Genomic DNA, 15,353 nt, shown 5'->3' with positions numbered 1-15,353 from the left:
TTGGCTAGAACCCAAGGTTATCACATTCGCGCAGCCTCTTAATTTCTTGCAAATCTAGATTTTTAAGTCATCAACCGATGGCTTGCTTTGCTGTGCTCACTTGATTTTGCTGGTACCCCTAACTGATTATTTCAGACTTATCTTCTTCTGATTCAGGATCTAAGGGCATATTTCCTATATTTATTGCTGATTTTACTCCGGTTACTTTGTTTTCTAAAGAAACAATAATCGTTTTGTTTGGGACATACAAATTATAGGTTATGTCAAGTGTCCTATCCGATGGCTTCAAAGTGAGCATTGAATTGACAGAGGAACTTACGTTTAATTCAGAAGCCGGAATTTTTCGGGTAATATCTTTACCATCCTTATTGAGTAGTTGATATTGTAATTGTGCTTGGGAATTAAACGTTAGCATATCGGTAGGCACAAAAGTTATTTGAGCGATTTCCAAATCTTCTTGAGTGTTGTCAGCTACAACGCCTGATTCTGAACTTACTAAGTTCAATAACGCAGAGACTCCAATTCCCTTTTTGTGGATTAAGTTAACAAAGACTTGCTGATTACTACCCGAGAAATCATACGTAATAGTTCCAATTCCTGTTGCCGGGTCCAAGCTTATATCGGCCTTGGAGGAACCAATCAAGGCGGTTGCATCGAGATCTGTTGCCGGAATTGTCTTGGTGATATCTGAATAATGGTGATCTAATATTTTGTATTGGAAAGCTGATGTATCTGTTCCTGTTTTGATTAAATCACCTGCGAAATTAATTCTGGATATTGCCGAGACAGTCGTGGATTGAACCGGAACCGGGTCGAATCCCCATGTATTTAAGACGGCGGTTATTCCTGTGACCTTATCTCTAAGAGTGGTTCTGATAAGTTGATTTGTATCTGTGTTATTAAATGTAATGGTACCAGTCCCCGTGGAAGGGTCCAGAGTTATGTTTGAATCTACAGACGAAAATGCCTCAATCTGGGAAGCAGGAATCTTTTGAGTAATATCATCGATCTCCAATAATTTCCGTAGAGTTAACGAGAGGTTCTTGCCAACCTGGTAATAGTGGCGAAGCAAAAACATTGGTGGGGAAGATTAATAAGAATAATAATGCGAGAACAATAGAGTTTCGAATAAATTTTGGGGACATATCCTCACTCCTCGATTGTTTGTCAATAATCCAATACCATTATATTATATATTTTTGGAATTTCGTTATTTTATTATTTAAATACGAAATATTTAATCCAAGTTCTTCTTAAACTTTTTAGCTGCCGAAGCGATGAGCAAAACAGCAAACAAACATAGTGCTGCTGTATCCTGCCACAGATACTTAAGTCCAATTCCTTTAAGGAAAATTCCTCTAACGATTTCCAGAAAATAGGTCAAAGGAAGAAGCCCGCCCAGAAGTTGCAAAAACTTTGGCATGCTCTCTCTCGGGAATACGAAACCGGAAAGAAGAATCGACGGCAAGATCAGAAGAAACGTCATTTGCATTGCCTGAAGCTGAGTTTTCGATATGGTTGATATCAGAAGCCCCATTGCCAGAACTGTAAAAATGAAAATGGTCGACAGGAGGACAAGCAAGGCTACACTTCCTTTAGGATAAACCTTAAACCAGAAGATTCCCACCACTAAAATGAGGGATAAAGAAATAAATCCTATCAATATAAAGGGGACAAGTTTACCGAGCAGCAATTCCAAAGAACGTACCGGTGTAACGACCAATTGCTCCATCGTTCCTCTTTCCTTCTCCCGAACCATCGAAAAGGCGGTCAGCATCGCAATAACATTTTGAAGAATAAGCCCGATTAAACCCGGAATGTTAAAAACTGTTGATTTCATGTCTGGATTATACCAAACGCGGGTTTCTACATTGACCGGCATTGAAGAAGATCCGGCGATTCCTTGTTCTTGCAACCGTTCGGATTGAATCTGCAAAGACTTATTCAATCCCAGAAGCTGAACCGCCGAGGACGCTGCTCTCGCAACGGTTGGATCAGAGCCATCCATTAAAACTTGAACCGTTGCCTGTTCTCCCCCGGTTAGATTCTTGCCATAATCCGGAGGAATCACGATGGCCACACGGGCGTGACCGCTATCTAATTTTTCTTCTACTTCCTGATAACCTTGAACATAATAATTGGGGTCAAGGTAGTTCGTATTCTTAAAGTTCTCAATAATCTCACGGCTTGCCGTACTTTGCGACTGATCCCAAATCACCGTCGGCAAATGTTCAACATCGGTGTTGACTGCGTATCCGAAGAGGAGAAGCATAATGACAGGCATGCCTATGGCAATGGCTAGGCTGGTTCGATCCCTGCGAATTTGGATAAATTCCTTTTTAAGGATAGACAAAAAACGGGTGATATTAAAATTCAGAAATCGCATCAGGGGCGCCTCCCTTGCGTAAGCGCCTGATTTCGCGGATCATCAGAGGCTTCATGTTCGACATAATGAATGAAGAGATCATCAAGGTTATCTTTTCCTTCGCTTGCTTTCATTTCTGCCGGTGAACCAAAAGCAATCATACGTCCGTAGAAAACAAAACCGAGATAGTCGCAGCTATCCGCTTCATCCATGTAATGGGTGCTCACAAGAATCGTAATCCCTTCACGCGATACCTGTCGAATGATATCCCAAAAAACACGACGGGAAACCGGATCAACTCCCGCCGTTGGTTCATCCAAAACAAGGAGCTGGGGTTGATGGAGCAAAGCACAGCCTAAGGCTACCCTTTGTTTCCAGCCTCCTGAGAGCGATCCTACGAGCTGCCCAAGCCGTTCCTCAACACCCATCCGCTCGATAATCTCGGCCTTTCTCTTTTTTGCTTCTTGCCCTTTGAGATTATAAATTCCCGCATAGAAATCGATATTCTCGGCAACGGTTAAATCTTCATACAGGCTAAACTTCTGCGACATATAGCCAACCCGCTGTTTGATCTCCTCAGATTGGGTCAAGACATCATAGCCTAAAACCTTCGCTTTGCCTTCTGTAGGAAGCAAAACTCCGCAAAGCATTCGTATGACAGTTGTCTTCCCCGCCCCATTCGGTCCGACAAAGCCCAAGATTGAACCCGCAGGCAATTTAAAGCTTACGCCCCTTACTGCGGTATAATTTCCAAAACGTTTCATTAGTCCCTGGCAATCAATGGCGAGATTCATATTCTCACCCCTTACTGAAAGAGAACGTCTGCAGGCATCCCCGCTTTAAGTACGTCTTTTCCCTCATTTAATCTGACTTTTACGGCATAGACCATTTTGGTTCGTTCTTCCTTAGTTTGCACGTTTTTAGGCGTAAACTCCGCCTGATCAGAGATATAGGTAATCTCGCCTGCAAACGTTTGGTCCGGATAAGCATCTACGCTGACGTGAGCTGTTTCACCAATTTTCACTAACTTAAGTTCAGCATCAGGGACATAAACCTTAATCCATAGATCTTCCGGGTCGCTCAAGGTGACGATAGGTGCACCCGGGTTGACGATTTTCCCCGGTTCCACATGGCGGTAAAACACCACTCCGTTAAGCGGGCTTTTAATGACTGTTTTCTCAAGCGACAATTGGGCAGCGTTGACTCCCTGTTCGGCGATATTGACCGCCGATTTCTGAGCCTGAATCGAGGGTTCGGTTAAACCAGCCAAGGCCTGATCAAGGGTGGCCTGGGCTGCCTCCACTTGGGCTTTCGCACTTTCATGCTGGGCATTAACAGAATCCAGTTTATTTTGTTCAGCATCCACATCTTTCTTCGGCACCGCCCCGGCACTGTAAAGCTGTTGTAAATCCGCCAGATTTTTTCTTTCAAATTGCACGTTTTGCGCCAGCCCATTTTCTGTCGCTTGGGCTTGTGCCAGAACAGCCTGTAAACGGCGAACTTCCTCCGAACGGGACCCATTTAACATATCGTTAAGTCTTGCCTGGGCTTGCTGAAGCTGTCCTTTGGCGATTTCCAGTGAAGTTTTGGCGGCCCGGTCATCTTGCCGGGCAAGAACATCCCCAACTTTCACACTCTGTCCTTCCTGAACTAGGACCTCGGTCAACCTCCCGCCTTGTTCCGGTTGAACAGGTACTTCCGTCGTTTCGATTGTGCCTGAATATGTACGATCCTCGGATTTATTCCAAAGATTATTCTTGACTCCCAGCCATACGCCAGTTCCCAGAACTGATACTAAAAGAATTAGGGCAATGATTTTCCTTTTCATGTGTCTCCTCCTTGGTCTGTGAAAACAGTTTTTTTTACTCCCTTGAACTTCGGGCCCCATCGAGATAAATTTGAATAATGCCTTTGATCGCTTCACGGTTCTGTTGTCTTTCTCCCGTATCTGGAAATAAGGAAAGGGAAATGAGATAAAAGGCAAAGACACCGACTAAGGAGCGAGCCAAAACCCAAGAATCCATATCTTGGCGCAATTCCCCTCTTTCTTGGCGCTGCTCAATAAACCTGAGGAAAAACTTCTTGCTGGGTAGGATAACCCCGTTCATCAGGGCTTCCTTTAATTCCGGGTGATAATTCGATTCCACCCAGATCACCCTTAATAGAGGGAGGATTCGTTGGACATGCTTTTGGCGGTCTTCCATGATGATCAAGAATACCTCTTCAAGCGGAAGATCCTCATTTTCGACCAAAAGCTCTTGCAATGAACCGGAAACTCCAGGACCGACCAGATTTTGCATGAGCGGAATAATGGTTGCAAGAAGAATATCTTTCTTGGTCTTAAAATGCCTGAAAATCGTTCCTTCTGCCACACCCGCGGCATGGGCAATTTCATTTGTTGTTGTTGCGCTGTAGCCCTTTTCCAGAAAGATCTTTAAGGCAGCTTTCAAGATGTTCCATTGCTTTTCGGAAAGTTGTTCATAAGGACTTCCTTCCCCTTGCCAGTGATAATTAAATAATTCTTCAAATTCATCCATAACTATTCTCCTTTTAGAAAGAGTAGAATTAAGTGTTGAGTGAGTACTTACTCATATTTTAGATGGAATTATCTTTTTGTCAATCCCTAAATTTTGAAAGCTTGTGATTAGATCGAGTATGAATAATGTGGGTGTATTTTTCTAAAGAAATCTGTCTTTTATGATTTGAAAAATAGGAAGGGAATATATATAATTCAATTTAACAAGGTATTTCCATCAATTTGAACCTATCCCTCTTAGGAATGGTCGCTAAGAGTGCTCTTGCCTTGGGGTTCGGTCGATGAGTTGAATCGGCACGCTTGGTATTTTGAAAATAATGCTGGAGTTATAGTGGAGGTTTAGCTTATGCGAAGAAACCGTTTAGTAACGTCTATAATTGCACTGCTTACCATTGCCTTGTGCCTTTCCGTTTCAGTTCCTGTTTTTGCGGCAGAAAAGAGTAATATCCGTCTCACTTTTCCAGCTAATGAAACAACAATAAATAAACCAGAACTTAATTACAGAAGTTATATATTCAGGAATCAAATCCCGATCAAATATGACATTCAGGGAACGGAAAATCATTATATCATGTACATAACGGAAGTTGATGCTAACGGAAAGTTTATAAAACCAGTATATATATACCTTGTACCAGTTTTTCCGGGACAAGTTTATGATGAGAGGACAGCCTATATCCCGGATACCCATCTTGTGTTTGATCATTATTATAAAGTCGAAATTTGCCTATTAGCGAGTGGTCCTATTAATCATAATGAGGCTTGTGGATACTTTCAATTCTAATAGGAACCGATAGAAGGGGGGGATGAGGTTGAAGAAGCATGTTAAAGTAATTGCAATAATAGCCCTAGCTTTTTTCGTCAGTATTGGACCTCTTAATATTAAAACGGTGAGTGCCTCACCATCGGAAGCAATATCGACAGAGCGGCCAATGATTACATCCATTGGCATTAATCCGCAGACGCCTGCTAAAGTGGCCAATTCTTATGCATGGGTAAGCCAAGGTCAAACGCTGGAATTTAATTTGCTGGATATTAACGGCCATCCCGTAAATTATGGAAATTATTCCGGTGAGGTGACCTTGAGTGGTCCTGCCGTTTTTGAAAATAGTTGCCGGAAGACCTATCTAAAGCTGACAAACGGACGCGGATTATTAACAGTCTACGGCATGAGTGATAATTATTCCGGAGAACTCACGGTTACGCCGCATTTCAAGAATTTGATGAATAAGTCATTTACCGAAAAATTTGTGATCCCCGAATCATCCGGAGCTGCCAAGCAAGTGGTTCTTAATGAGCTTCCTTCAACCACTGTCTTTAGCCATGAAAAATTGAGTTCTTACGAAGCCGCTCCCTTCCTAACTTACTATCTGCAGGCGGTGGATGCAGATAAAAACCCAACGGTTTATGATGTCCCGACGGATCTAACAGCGTCAGTCACGTGTAACGGTGAAGCGGTTAAGGAAATGGTGGCGACGCCGCTAGTCGCAGCCAAGGGGACCTATCGTATTCAGCTTCAATTAACGAATAAGGCGATGCAGGATATTTCTAAGATTCAGGCCGGTACCTATACGGTTACTTTTAGGCCGAAGGATACGGCGCAGGCAGCTTTTGCTCCATTGACAGAAACGTTTACCGTGATGAACTATTAAAGACTCCAAAATATGATTGACAAAAGCAGTGGCGTACGAAATTAATTATCGTACGCCATTTATTATTATTCATCATTGACAGGAAATGCAAAATGTAAAGAGAATTAAGCAGATAATGTCAATTAAAATCGGATATGGGCCAAGGGTACAATGTTGAAAGTACGATTAAATTAGGTTGAATGTTCAGGAATATTTACGGGGCAGGTGGGAAAAGTCCATGAATATCGGGAAGGTCATAGGCAATCTTGAACAATATAAAAGTAGCTGTGACTCTCGATCAGCTGAAAGAATGGCTTTCGTCCGCCGATTACTCCGGGCTATATGATACTATGACGCGATTAGAGGAACTCGGTTTGCTCAAGCCTGTCGGTTCCGCCCGTAACAACAACGGCATGGTGCCGCCACTGCGGCTCAAATACCGGATTCTGCGTCCGCAGGAAGACGATTCCGCCGACTTTGACGCGATCCGGCAGCTTTCCCCCCGCCCTTGATATCTCGGGCTATCTACTTACGGCTTTTTTCCGATGCATAATATTTGTGAAGAGAATCTGTGATTTATACCTTGAAGGCAGGATTGACCGTTTTAGTTCGCGAATATACAAGATAACGATTAAGCTAAGGGGGACTTTTTTTGTCTGGATTGAATAAGATTGCAATATTATTGACGAGTTTATGTATTTTCGGCTTTACCCATCTTCAAGGGGCTTCTGCTGAAACGATAAGTTCGCGATTGGCCGGGAACGATCGATATCAAACTGCGATAGCTGCCAGTCAATGCGGATGGCCGCAGGGAGCTTCGACGGCAGTTTTAACGACAGGAGAAAATTATCCGGATGCCCTGAGTGCCGCACCGCTTGCGGCAAAATACAAAGCGCCGATTTTGCTTGTGAATTCTTCGGGCATGGGTGCAGAGACGGCCAGTGAATTAAAACGTTTAAACACCAAAAAAGTCTATATTATCGGCGGAACCGGGGTTATTCCTAAAAGTGTTGAAAGTCAATTAAGGTTAGCCGGAATATCGGCGGTTCGCCTAGCAGGGCAGGATCGCTATGATACGGCTTTAGAGGTAGCGAAAACCGTAGGTACAAGCAAGGGGGTGTTTGTAACTTCCGGTGAAAGCTTTGCGGACAGTTTATCGGCTGCCCCGATTGCGGCCGGGCAGGGGATGCCTATTTTATTAGTCCCGAGGGATGGCCTTACGCCAAATGAGAAGAACTTCATAGCTAAAGCAAAGCTAAAGAGGATAGTTATTGTTGGCAGTGAAAATGAGGTCTCCGCGACCGTGCAAAACCAGCTCCCCGGTTCAGAGCGAATTGACGGAGAAAATGCTTATGATCGAAATGTTGCTCTTCTCAAGTCCTTTGAGGATACTCTGAATAGGGATAAAATCTATGTGGCAACAGGAGAGAATTTCCCGGATGCTTTATCAGCCTCCGCCCTTGCTCAACGGAATATGAATGGGGTTCTTCTTATACAAGGAAATACGATCCCAACCTCCGTACAAGATTATCTCGGTTCGCGGATTATAGGCCATATAGAGATCATGGGAGGAGAGGGCGTGATCCTTCCGGCCACGGAATACAACCTAGCAGGCATGACCGCTCGAGTCGTGCAATTGGAGGAAATGACGGTTCGGGTACAGGAAAAGCAGACCTATGATCTTCCGAAAACAGTCAGTGTCAAAACAAATAACGGTAACTGGACGGAGGCTCCTGTGACCTGGGATCTTGCATCAGTATCAACAGAAAAAGCAGGCACTTACACCTATAGCGGAACAATATCCGGTTACAGCGGAGAGGTAAAATTATGCCTCATTGTCGAGCCGATTCTTAATAAGGTTGAAACCATAACCGCAGAGGTTATTCAGGGGAGCACTTATACATTACCCGATAAAGTTAAGGTAATGCTGAGTGACGAAAGTTACAAAATGCTGCCGGTTAAATGGACGACTAACCCATCGGTGAGCAATCTCAGTAAAATAGGAACCTATACCTTTCAGGGAACGGTAGAAGGAACGAAGCTTACTGCCAACCTTAAGCTGATTGTTTCCGAGGATTCCGCGATTAAATTCAATGATAAAGCCTTAGAATGGTGTGTAAAAGATGCGCTGGGCCGACAATCTTCTACCCAACCGGTCTATCGAAGTGATGTTTTAAGTATAACTTCCTTAGATGCAAGTGGTCATAGCATCAGAAACCTTACCGGGTTGGAAGCATTTACAAATTTAATCTCTTTGGATTTAAGCCAAAATCGTTATTTAAAAGGGGCGGACCTTGCTCCGCTTCAAAAGCTGACCAATCTGCAGTCTCTTAACCTTGCGTATAATGATTTGGAAAAAATAGATTCGTTAAAAAACATTACATCGCTTTCGTCGCTTGATATCAGTAATAATCGAATCTCGGATTTTTCACCTCTGAAAGGGTTAACACAACTGACGTCGCTCTATTTAATAGGGAACAGTTCCGAGGATTATAGTTCAACTCGGTTGTACTATAATCAGTTAGCCCAGAAAGATTTCATTTTGGATTCTGGCAGCGGTGAGTATCTGGTCCCGGCGAATATTGTGGCTAATGCTTCGAGTGATCATCAGATTGACCTTAGATGGAATTTAGTAAACAACGCAACTTCCTATAATGTTTACAGATCAACTTCCTATGATGGTATTTACAGTAAAATCGATTCGGTGAGCACGCCCTATTATACGGATATTTATGTTTCCCCGGGAATCACGTACTACTACAAAATTCAAGGGGTGAACCCTCCGAATGTCGGTGATTACTCAAGAATTGTTTATGCAACAACAAAGTCCAACAGCATTGTTCTTTCAGCTCCGGAGAATTTGGCGGCGACTCCTTTGCCAGATCGCAAGATTTATCTCACATGGAATAATGTGATGAATGGTATCTCCTATAATGTCTATAGAAGAACTGCGGATTCGGGAATATATACAATCCTTGCTACAGTCAATACCCCTTATTATACTGACGAAAGCGTGGTACCGGGGATTACCTATGATTACAAAGTGCAGGCAGCAAACACTTCCGGAACAGGGCCGTATTCTTCGGCTGTTACGGCGACTGTATCATCAAAGTGAATAACAGTGAAGAAGTCAGCTCACCCTAAAAAATAAATACCGATCATCAAATTCTTCTTGCATATTAAAAAGAGAACTTATAAACTGATTACCATAAGTAGTTATGAGGAGGAGTTTAAGTGAAAAAAGTCATGTCAATACTGTTAGTTGCTTTTATATTGATCGGCTCTTCAACAACAGTGCTGGCGGGGGATAATTCGCTCGACATCGAAAAAGCAGCAATTAAGACCATTGAGAATTCCCAAGATATTGAAAGCATAAATCGAAAAGTAGATGTTCTCCAGAAAAAATCCATGGACGTCGACTCGATGGTGAATCAGGTAAAGGCTATATTACCCTATGCGGGCCTTTATTCAATGGTGGAATTGATAGCCTTATACCCTATGGAAATAGAAAGTGCGCAGTTTCAACTAACAAACATACAACAAGTGGCGACGAATGGGGTCCGCATTTCATCGTATAAAGGCTATGCGGATCTCTTAAAAGCTAAAAGTGCGATGGACATCCAACAGCAACTCATGCTGGATCTAGAGGCGGATTACCAAAAAGCACAGAAAGAGCAATCCATTGGCGAGATAACTTCTGCTCAGTTAAGGCTAAGTGAGATTGCCTATCTTAAAGCAGAAAATTCTTATCAAGGAGCCCGCAAAACGTATGACTCGGCATTGATGGCGGTGAATAAGGCTATGGGAGAGGATATCTCCAAGAATTACGGGACTCTGCAGGATGATAACATTATCCCTTCGGATGAAATCAGCCCCTTAAGTGAATACGTTAATAATGCGTTAGCCAATCGGGCGGAGATCGCTAACGCTCAAAGCACCCTCGATACGAAAAAGAAAGAATATGATTATCGCATCGCTGAAATACCGACCGATTTCGAGTTTTATAAACAAAAACAAGAGTATATCATTGCAAGTGCTCAAAACGATCTTGATCTGGCTAAAATAAAGGTTCAAGAGGATATTACCGATTCATATAAAATGTTAGAACCGGCGATGAAGAATTGGGAGGCCCAGAAGATTCTTCATGAAAAAGCAGTTTCTGATCTGCAAAACACGGAACTTGAATATGAAACCGGTCTAATTTCTTTGCAAGCCTTGGGCGATGTTAAAGTTGCGAAGGCTCAGGCAGACGTGAACTATCGGAATGCGCAATTGGATGCTTGGCTTGCCCAAACGGTCATGTTTTGGGCAAGCGGGATTGGATATAATCCTCAATCATTGTGGCCGGCGAAAAATGTCGATTTTTCAATTAGTCCTTATCCTTCTGAAAATAAACAAAACCCTTCGGAGGGACATGACGACTAAAGCTCATGATACGATCTTATTAAAGACGAAAATGGTGAAATGTGGAGGTGCCTTCTTTGAAAAAGAAATCCTTAAGTGTTTGTGCACTTGTTCTAACAGCTTCCCTTGCCGGTTCGATTCTCTTCTCAACCCCAAATACCTGGGCAGCGGACGGTGCAGCTCAGTCTTCTGCCGATACGACTGTAAATTTAGCTCCCGAGAATTCGTCATCCCCGGATTCAACGACGAATACGTCTTCGGAAGATACGAAAACCCCTGCGGATTCTTCAACCCTGAACCTCTCACTGGAAGATGCATTGAAGATGGTTGAAACAGGCAACAGTGAGCTGCAGTTATTGGATAGTAAGATTTCGATCTATGATAAACAAAACCAACAAGCCTTGGCTAGACGTGCTAAAGTTGCCATTTCTGATGAGAATTCGAAGAAAGATCACGATCTTAATTATAGAAGAACTCAGTGGACTTTAGATAATGCAAAGCATGATCGTGATACAAAGTTAAAAGACCTCAAGGCTGAGATAACTAATCAATATGAAAGTATCTTGGCACTTCAGCAGAGAGCCGCGAATCTCAATAAGCAGCACGGCGACCTGGAAACCATGATAAAGCAGACAAATCTACAGATTGAGCTTGGCTTACAGATTCCCTCGAGTATATATCCCTACAATGCTCAAAAGGCTCAGATTGAAGCGGGTCAGAAGCTCGTTGCGAACAGCATTAAGAGCGCTATGAATATCATAAAAAAAGATCTGGGGGTTGATCTTGACAGGGAAGTTGTTTTGACTTCAAAGCTGGGTGAGTATACAAAATACGATGATTCAGATGTTGATAATAAGATCGCCCAAGCTGTAAATAAAAACTATGATATCCAAAGATATACGCAGGATATAGAAATTACGCAAATTGAGTATAATATTGATTTTTACTATGACGATAGCAATGCCGATACAGTTGAAGCAAGTATAGAGGACAAAAAGGCGGCACTGAAGGATTTACCAGTTACGAAGGAAGTCGAATTGCGCACAGTCTATAATTCCCTAAAAACTCTAGAACATAAAATTGTCGCGGATCAATTGACTTTAGAAGCCGATCAGATCAATATCGATACTATGCAGAAGAAGATCGATGCCGGACAATCAAGCTCTTTGGAGATAATTCCGTTGCAATCCACGCTTTATACTGATCAATATACTTTAGATCAAGATATCGTTACCTATAATAAAGTAGTAGCCGAATTCAAAAACAGCCTAGAGAAGTAATCCCTTGTAAATATTAACTGTAACATATGAGAAATTTGAAAGAAATAGCCGTCTTTCATGATGAAAGACGGCTATTTTCTGGTAATATATACGATAGGGTTCATTGTAAATTGAGCAGAACAGGGCATCCTTAGGATAAATTTGAGAACTTGAAGGAGAATGGGATAACATGTACAGAAAACTTATGACGGCTATCTTAATCTTAGTTATGGTATTAGGAATGGCAGGATGCGGAAGCTCAACGGCTGAGGAGCAGCAACAAAATGACTCAGCAGATCAAACACCGCAAACGGATTATTTAACACCTGTACCGGAAGGGTCATCTCTCGTTGACGTAAATATTGACTTATCGAAGCAGCTTATGGAGCAAGAAGATGTCTTGGGTAATCAAATTTATGAGCAAAATGGAATTACTTACGGCGATATTACGTTTAAAAGCGAAGTCGATAAGAAATATGCTCATAATCTATTAAAGGAATTCTTAGCTCAATTAAAGACGAGTTATTCTGGCAAAGAGATTACAGTGCAAGCAGTCAGTGAAGGGAATGTATTTGATTCCATCTCATTTAAACCGTGATGAAACTAAAAAAACATAAGGGTGTGACGTTATGAATTTAAGTGAGCCTTATCCGTTTGATGAGGAACACTGTTCACAGGAAATACAGGATCTTCTGAAGGAAGCAAGGACGTTGCTTTCTCCTAAGCACTTAATCCTTCGCTTAGATGAGAATCTGCCGATGGATTTGGATGTTCATGCATATGAAGATGAGGAAGAAAATTGTATCATCTTAATAAGATCAAACACGATGAATGAGGTTACACTTTCCCATGAAATACTTCACCTTTTAGTGAAACCTATTGTACCACAACTTATCCGCGTGGTTAAATTTGATCTGGTCGGCATTATCGGTACAGAGCTTCAAGGGTACTTGGAACATTACTGGATACGAGCAGAGCAAGAACGGCGGGGAATCTTAACCTCTGAAATCGAGCAATCGCTTTTTCCAAACCTATTGGGGTTCTTGGGCTCGGATTATGAAGAACTAGGGAGGAATATCCAAAAAATAGTATTTTTAAATAACTTGATTTTATCTTATCCAACAATCCTTGAAAAACATCGCGTAGATTTAACGCGCAGAAATACGCAGTCTTTAAAATGGGCGGAACGAATTATGGCGCATTATCCGCAGCAGACGCTGACCGATCCTTCGGTGGCTAGAAAGTGCATTATTGACGCGCTTACGGAATGGACGGCTATTTTCCGGGAATGTGGCTTAAGTCCCGACTTATTGCGTTATCTTATCACTGTCATTCCTGTGTTTACAGAGGCCCAATTAATACTTCCTGCCAAGTGGGTGCTTGGTTTTATACCTGAAGCGATCAGCGCTGATCAAACAGGTGAAATTAGCAGTGTATTATATATGCTTAAGGATGGACAAGGCTGTGCCTTATTGACACTACAGGAATCAGAACGGGATTTGCTTTTTCACCATTACAACACCATGATCCTAAAGCAATTTTTGGAGGCAGTTCCTATCCCTTGGCTAGCAGGGGCGTGAGCGTTTTGCGGACGATTTTAGTTTCAGGGGTCCCCCGAAATCACCTTTTTGGGCAGGCTCATTGATTTAGGCCAAATAGGAATCAAAAAAGAGGCTAATTTATGAAAAAAATCATAATAGCCTCTTTTTGTTATTCCCAAAGACTACTTAAAGAAATCAAGTATATAGTGTAGTTCAGATAAAATATCCTTATCCTTCGAAGAATATAGTCTTTCCGATAATAATCTTATACGTTTAGAATCATTTAGAACTGCTTCTAGAACCGCGTCGTGTACAAGTTCCTTCCCCTTCGAACTTAAAGTTAATAGAGTTATTCTCCCATCTCTTGGTTCAGGTATTTGTTCTAATAAATTTTCTTTTAGCAGGGACTTAACTAAGATTGAAACTGTATTTTTGGCTAACCCACTTTGTTTAGCAAGTTCCGAATAGTTACATTTTTCTTTAAGTGAAAGATTATAAAGTAGGTGTAGCTGAGCTCCCGATAGATTAAAGTTTTTTGCTAATTTATCTCTGGAAATTTCAATATGTCTTGTGATTTGCCGCAATAGATTGTAAAACCCATATATGTCTTGAAATTTGACAAAATTATCATGCCCTTCCATTATGAAATCACCTCCTGTCGTATATTAAACGAATTTGGATGTATTTATATATATTCGGGGGAAAAACCATTATTATAACGTGCTATACTAAAAACGCAAAGAAAAGGTTCTATATAGAACTTGTTCGTTATAATACATATAATTCTAATGTAATAATCAATACTATATTATACTACGATCTACGCTACTCATAAGAAAATATAGAAAGGACAACATTTATATGTTTGAGGAGAGCCTCAATAAGAGACCAAGTATGCGTGAGAAAACGATCTTAGCGCTTGACAATCTCCTTTATGAGAGAAATAAAGGAGATGAACAACACTGTTATCGTGTTTGTGTGTTGTGCCAGAGAATGGGGAAGGTTTTAGGCTTGTCAGATCGAAAAGTCATGGACCTTAAAAGTGTTGGCTTACTTCATGATATTGGGAAGATTGGGATTGATGAACAAGTTCTTAATAAGCAAGGAGAACTGTCAGAGGAGGAATGGAGGGAGATTAAACGTCATCCGCAGATTGGTTATCGGATTATCAGTAAGTTCAATAATATGGAAGGTATAGCTGTAAATATCTTAGCCCATCATGAACGTTGGGATGGCCAAGGCTATCCTAAGGGCTTAAAAGGGGAGGAAATTCCCCTCTATGCTCGCATTAGTGCAGTTGCAGATACCTATGATGCGATGACGCATGACCGAAGCTATCGAAAGGCTTTATCTAAAAAGGAAGCGATCGAGGAATTGAAAAGAAATGCGGGAACTCAGTTTGACCCAGACTTAGTCAAACTTTTTCTGGAAAAGGTCGCAATGCTTTAAAAATTTAGGAAGCGGTGAACTCTTAAATTGTGACCGCGTACGCTAAATGGCGGTGAAAGACTTAGCGCCAAAGGCGCTGATACAAAATGGTGATAATGCAGGAAAAATGACGATAAACGGAGAAAGCCATCCCTTGTAAAAAATGCAAGGAGATGGCTTCTTCATCTT

At 41.8% G+C, this 15,353-nt stretch carries 15 protein-coding genes; 9 read left to right on the top strand and 6 right to left on the bottom strand.

Translation table 11 applies throughout. The features are described 5' to 3' along the window. Window positions 1-118: 118 nt before the first annotated feature. The 5 genes from VB077_RS11325 to VB077_RS11305 all read right to left on the bottom strand — a co-directional run bounded on the left by VB077_RS11325 (window position 119) and on the right by VB077_RS11305 (window position 4,902). On the bottom strand, window positions 119-1,015 hold the full coding sequence (locus tag VB077_RS11325) for a hypothetical protein (protein ID WP_323415352.1): 897 nt from the start codon (window positions 1,013-1,015) through the stop codon (window positions 119-121). 222 nt (window positions 1,016-1,237) lie between these two features. After that, window positions 1,238-2,386 (bottom strand): ABC transporter permease, encoded by a 1,149-nt coding sequence (locus VB077_RS11320; protein ID WP_323415351.1) that lies wholly within the window; start codon window positions 2,384-2,386, stop codon window positions 1,238-1,240. Further along, the gene (locus tag VB077_RS11315) at window positions 2,386-3,159 is read right to left on the bottom strand and encodes an ABC transporter ATP-binding protein (RefSeq protein ID WP_323415350.1); all 774 of its coding nucleotides are present in this window, start codon (window positions 3,157-3,159) and stop codon (window positions 2,386-2,388) included. The genes VB077_RS11320 and VB077_RS11315 overlap by 1 nt, the downstream gene beginning before the upstream one ends. An 11-nt stretch (window positions 3,160-3,170) precedes the next feature. After that, on the bottom strand, window positions 3,171-4,193 hold the full coding sequence (locus VB077_RS11310; protein WP_323415349.1) for an HlyD family secretion protein: 1,023 nt from the start codon (window positions 4,191-4,193) through the stop codon (window positions 3,171-3,173). Between the two features lie 34 nt (window positions 4,194-4,227). Beyond that, window positions 4,228-4,902 (bottom strand): TetR/AcrR family transcriptional regulator, encoded by a 675-nt coding sequence (locus VB077_RS11305; RefSeq protein ID WP_323415348.1) that lies wholly within the window; start codon window positions 4,900-4,902, stop codon window positions 4,228-4,230. A 345-nt stretch (window positions 4,903-5,247) separates the two neighbouring features. Between VB077_RS11305 and VB077_RS11300 the strand changes: the two genes are divergently transcribed. The 8 genes from VB077_RS11300 to VB077_RS11265 all read left to right on the top strand — a co-directional run bounded on the left by VB077_RS11300 (window position 5,248) and on the right by VB077_RS11265 (window position 13,775). Beyond that, window positions 5,248-5,685, top strand: coding sequence for a hypothetical protein (locus tag VB077_RS11300; protein WP_323415347.1), 438 nt, complete (start codon window positions 5,248-5,250; stop codon window positions 5,683-5,685). Window positions 5,686-5,713: 28 nt separating this feature from the next. Then, window positions 5,714-6,553 (top strand): hypothetical protein, encoded by an 840-nt coding sequence (locus tag VB077_RS11295; RefSeq protein WP_323415346.1) that lies wholly within the window; start codon window positions 5,714-5,716, stop codon window positions 6,551-6,553. Between the two features lie 245 nt (window positions 6,554-6,798). Then, entirely contained in the window at window positions 6,799-7,044 is a 246-nt protein-coding gene (locus VB077_RS11290) for a hypothetical protein (protein WP_323415345.1), read from the top strand. A gap of 140 nt (window positions 7,045-7,184) precedes the next feature. Beyond that, on the top strand, window positions 7,185-9,647 hold the full coding sequence (locus VB077_RS11285; RefSeq protein WP_323415344.1) for a cell wall-binding repeat-containing protein: 2,463 nt from the start codon (window positions 7,185-7,187) through the stop codon (window positions 9,645-9,647). A gap of 119 nt (window positions 9,648-9,766) precedes the next feature. Next, a complete protein-coding gene (locus VB077_RS11280; protein ID WP_323415343.1) occupies window positions 9,767-10,957 on the top strand; it encodes a TolC family protein in 1,191 nt (396 codons plus the stop codon). Window positions 10,958-11,013: 56 nt separating this feature from the next. Beyond that, complete coding sequence (locus tag VB077_RS11275) at window positions 11,014-12,216, top strand: TolC family protein (protein WP_323415342.1); 1,203 nt, start codon at window positions 11,014-11,016, stop codon at window positions 12,214-12,216. 169 nt (window positions 12,217-12,385) lie between these two features. Further along, the gene (locus VB077_RS11270) at window positions 12,386-12,793 is read left to right on the top strand and encodes a hypothetical protein (RefSeq protein WP_323415341.1); all 408 of its coding nucleotides are present in this window, start codon (window positions 12,386-12,388) and stop codon (window positions 12,791-12,793) included. Window positions 12,794-12,824: 31 nt separating this feature from the next. Then, the gene (locus VB077_RS11265; RefSeq protein WP_323415340.1) at window positions 12,825-13,775 is read left to right on the top strand and encodes a hypothetical protein; all 951 of its coding nucleotides are present in this window, start codon (window positions 12,825-12,827) and stop codon (window positions 13,773-13,775) included. A gap of 143 nt (window positions 13,776-13,918) precedes the next feature. Here VB077_RS11265 and VB077_RS11260 read toward each other — a convergent pair whose 3' ends face one another. Beyond that, the gene (locus tag VB077_RS11260) at window positions 13,919-14,377 is read right to left on the bottom strand and encodes a MarR family winged helix-turn-helix transcriptional regulator (protein WP_323415339.1); all 459 of its coding nucleotides are present in this window, start codon (window positions 14,375-14,377) and stop codon (window positions 13,919-13,921) included. 253 nt (window positions 14,378-14,630) lie between these two features. Between VB077_RS11260 and VB077_RS11255 the strand changes: the two genes are divergently transcribed. Further along, window positions 14,631-15,185 (top strand): HD-GYP domain-containing protein, encoded by a 555-nt coding sequence (locus VB077_RS11255; RefSeq protein ID WP_323415338.1) that lies wholly within the window; start codon window positions 14,631-14,633, stop codon window positions 15,183-15,185. Window positions 15,186-15,353: the final 168 nt, after the last annotated feature.

Origin of the sequence: Desulfitobacterium sp. (assembly GCF_034927245.1) — a bacterium.
In the GTDB taxonomy this organism is placed as follows: Bacteria; Bacillota; Desulfitobacteriia; order Desulfitobacteriales; family Desulfitobacteriaceae; genus Desulfitobacterium_A.
This window is presented reverse-complemented; position numbering and strand designations above follow the sequence as displayed.

Coding starts and splice junctions, on each gene's coding strand:
- VB077_RS11300 (WP_323415347.1), top strand. CDS start 5,248: ATGCGAAGAAACCGTTTAGTAACGTCTATAATTGCACTGCTTACCATT.
- VB077_RS11310 (WP_323415349.1), bottom strand. CDS start 4,193: ATGAAAAGGAAAATCATTGCCCTAATTCTTTTAGTATCAGTTCTGGGA.
- VB077_RS11315 (WP_323415350.1), bottom strand. CDS start 3,159: ATGAATCTCGCCATTGATTGCCAGGGACTAATGAAACGTTTTGGAAAT.
- VB077_RS11255 (WP_323415338.1), top strand. CDS start 14,631: ATGCGTGAGAAAACGATCTTAGCGCTTGACAATCTCCTTTATGAGAGA.
- VB077_RS11260 (WP_323415339.1), bottom strand. CDS start 14,377: ATGGAAGGGCATGATAATTTTGTCAAATTTCAAGACATATATGGGTTT.
- VB077_RS11305 (WP_323415348.1), bottom strand. CDS start 4,902: ATGGATGAATTTGAAGAATTATTTAATTATCACTGGCAAGGGGAAGGA.
- VB077_RS11265 (WP_323415340.1), top strand. CDS start 12,825: ATGAATTTAAGTGAGCCTTATCCGTTTGATGAGGAACACTGTTCACAG.
- VB077_RS11270 (WP_323415341.1), top strand. CDS start 12,386: ATGTACAGAAAACTTATGACGGCTATCTTAATCTTAGTTATGGTATTA.
- VB077_RS11320 (WP_323415351.1), bottom strand. CDS start 2,386: ATGCGATTTCTGAATTTTAATATCACCCGTTTTTTGTCTATCCTTAAA.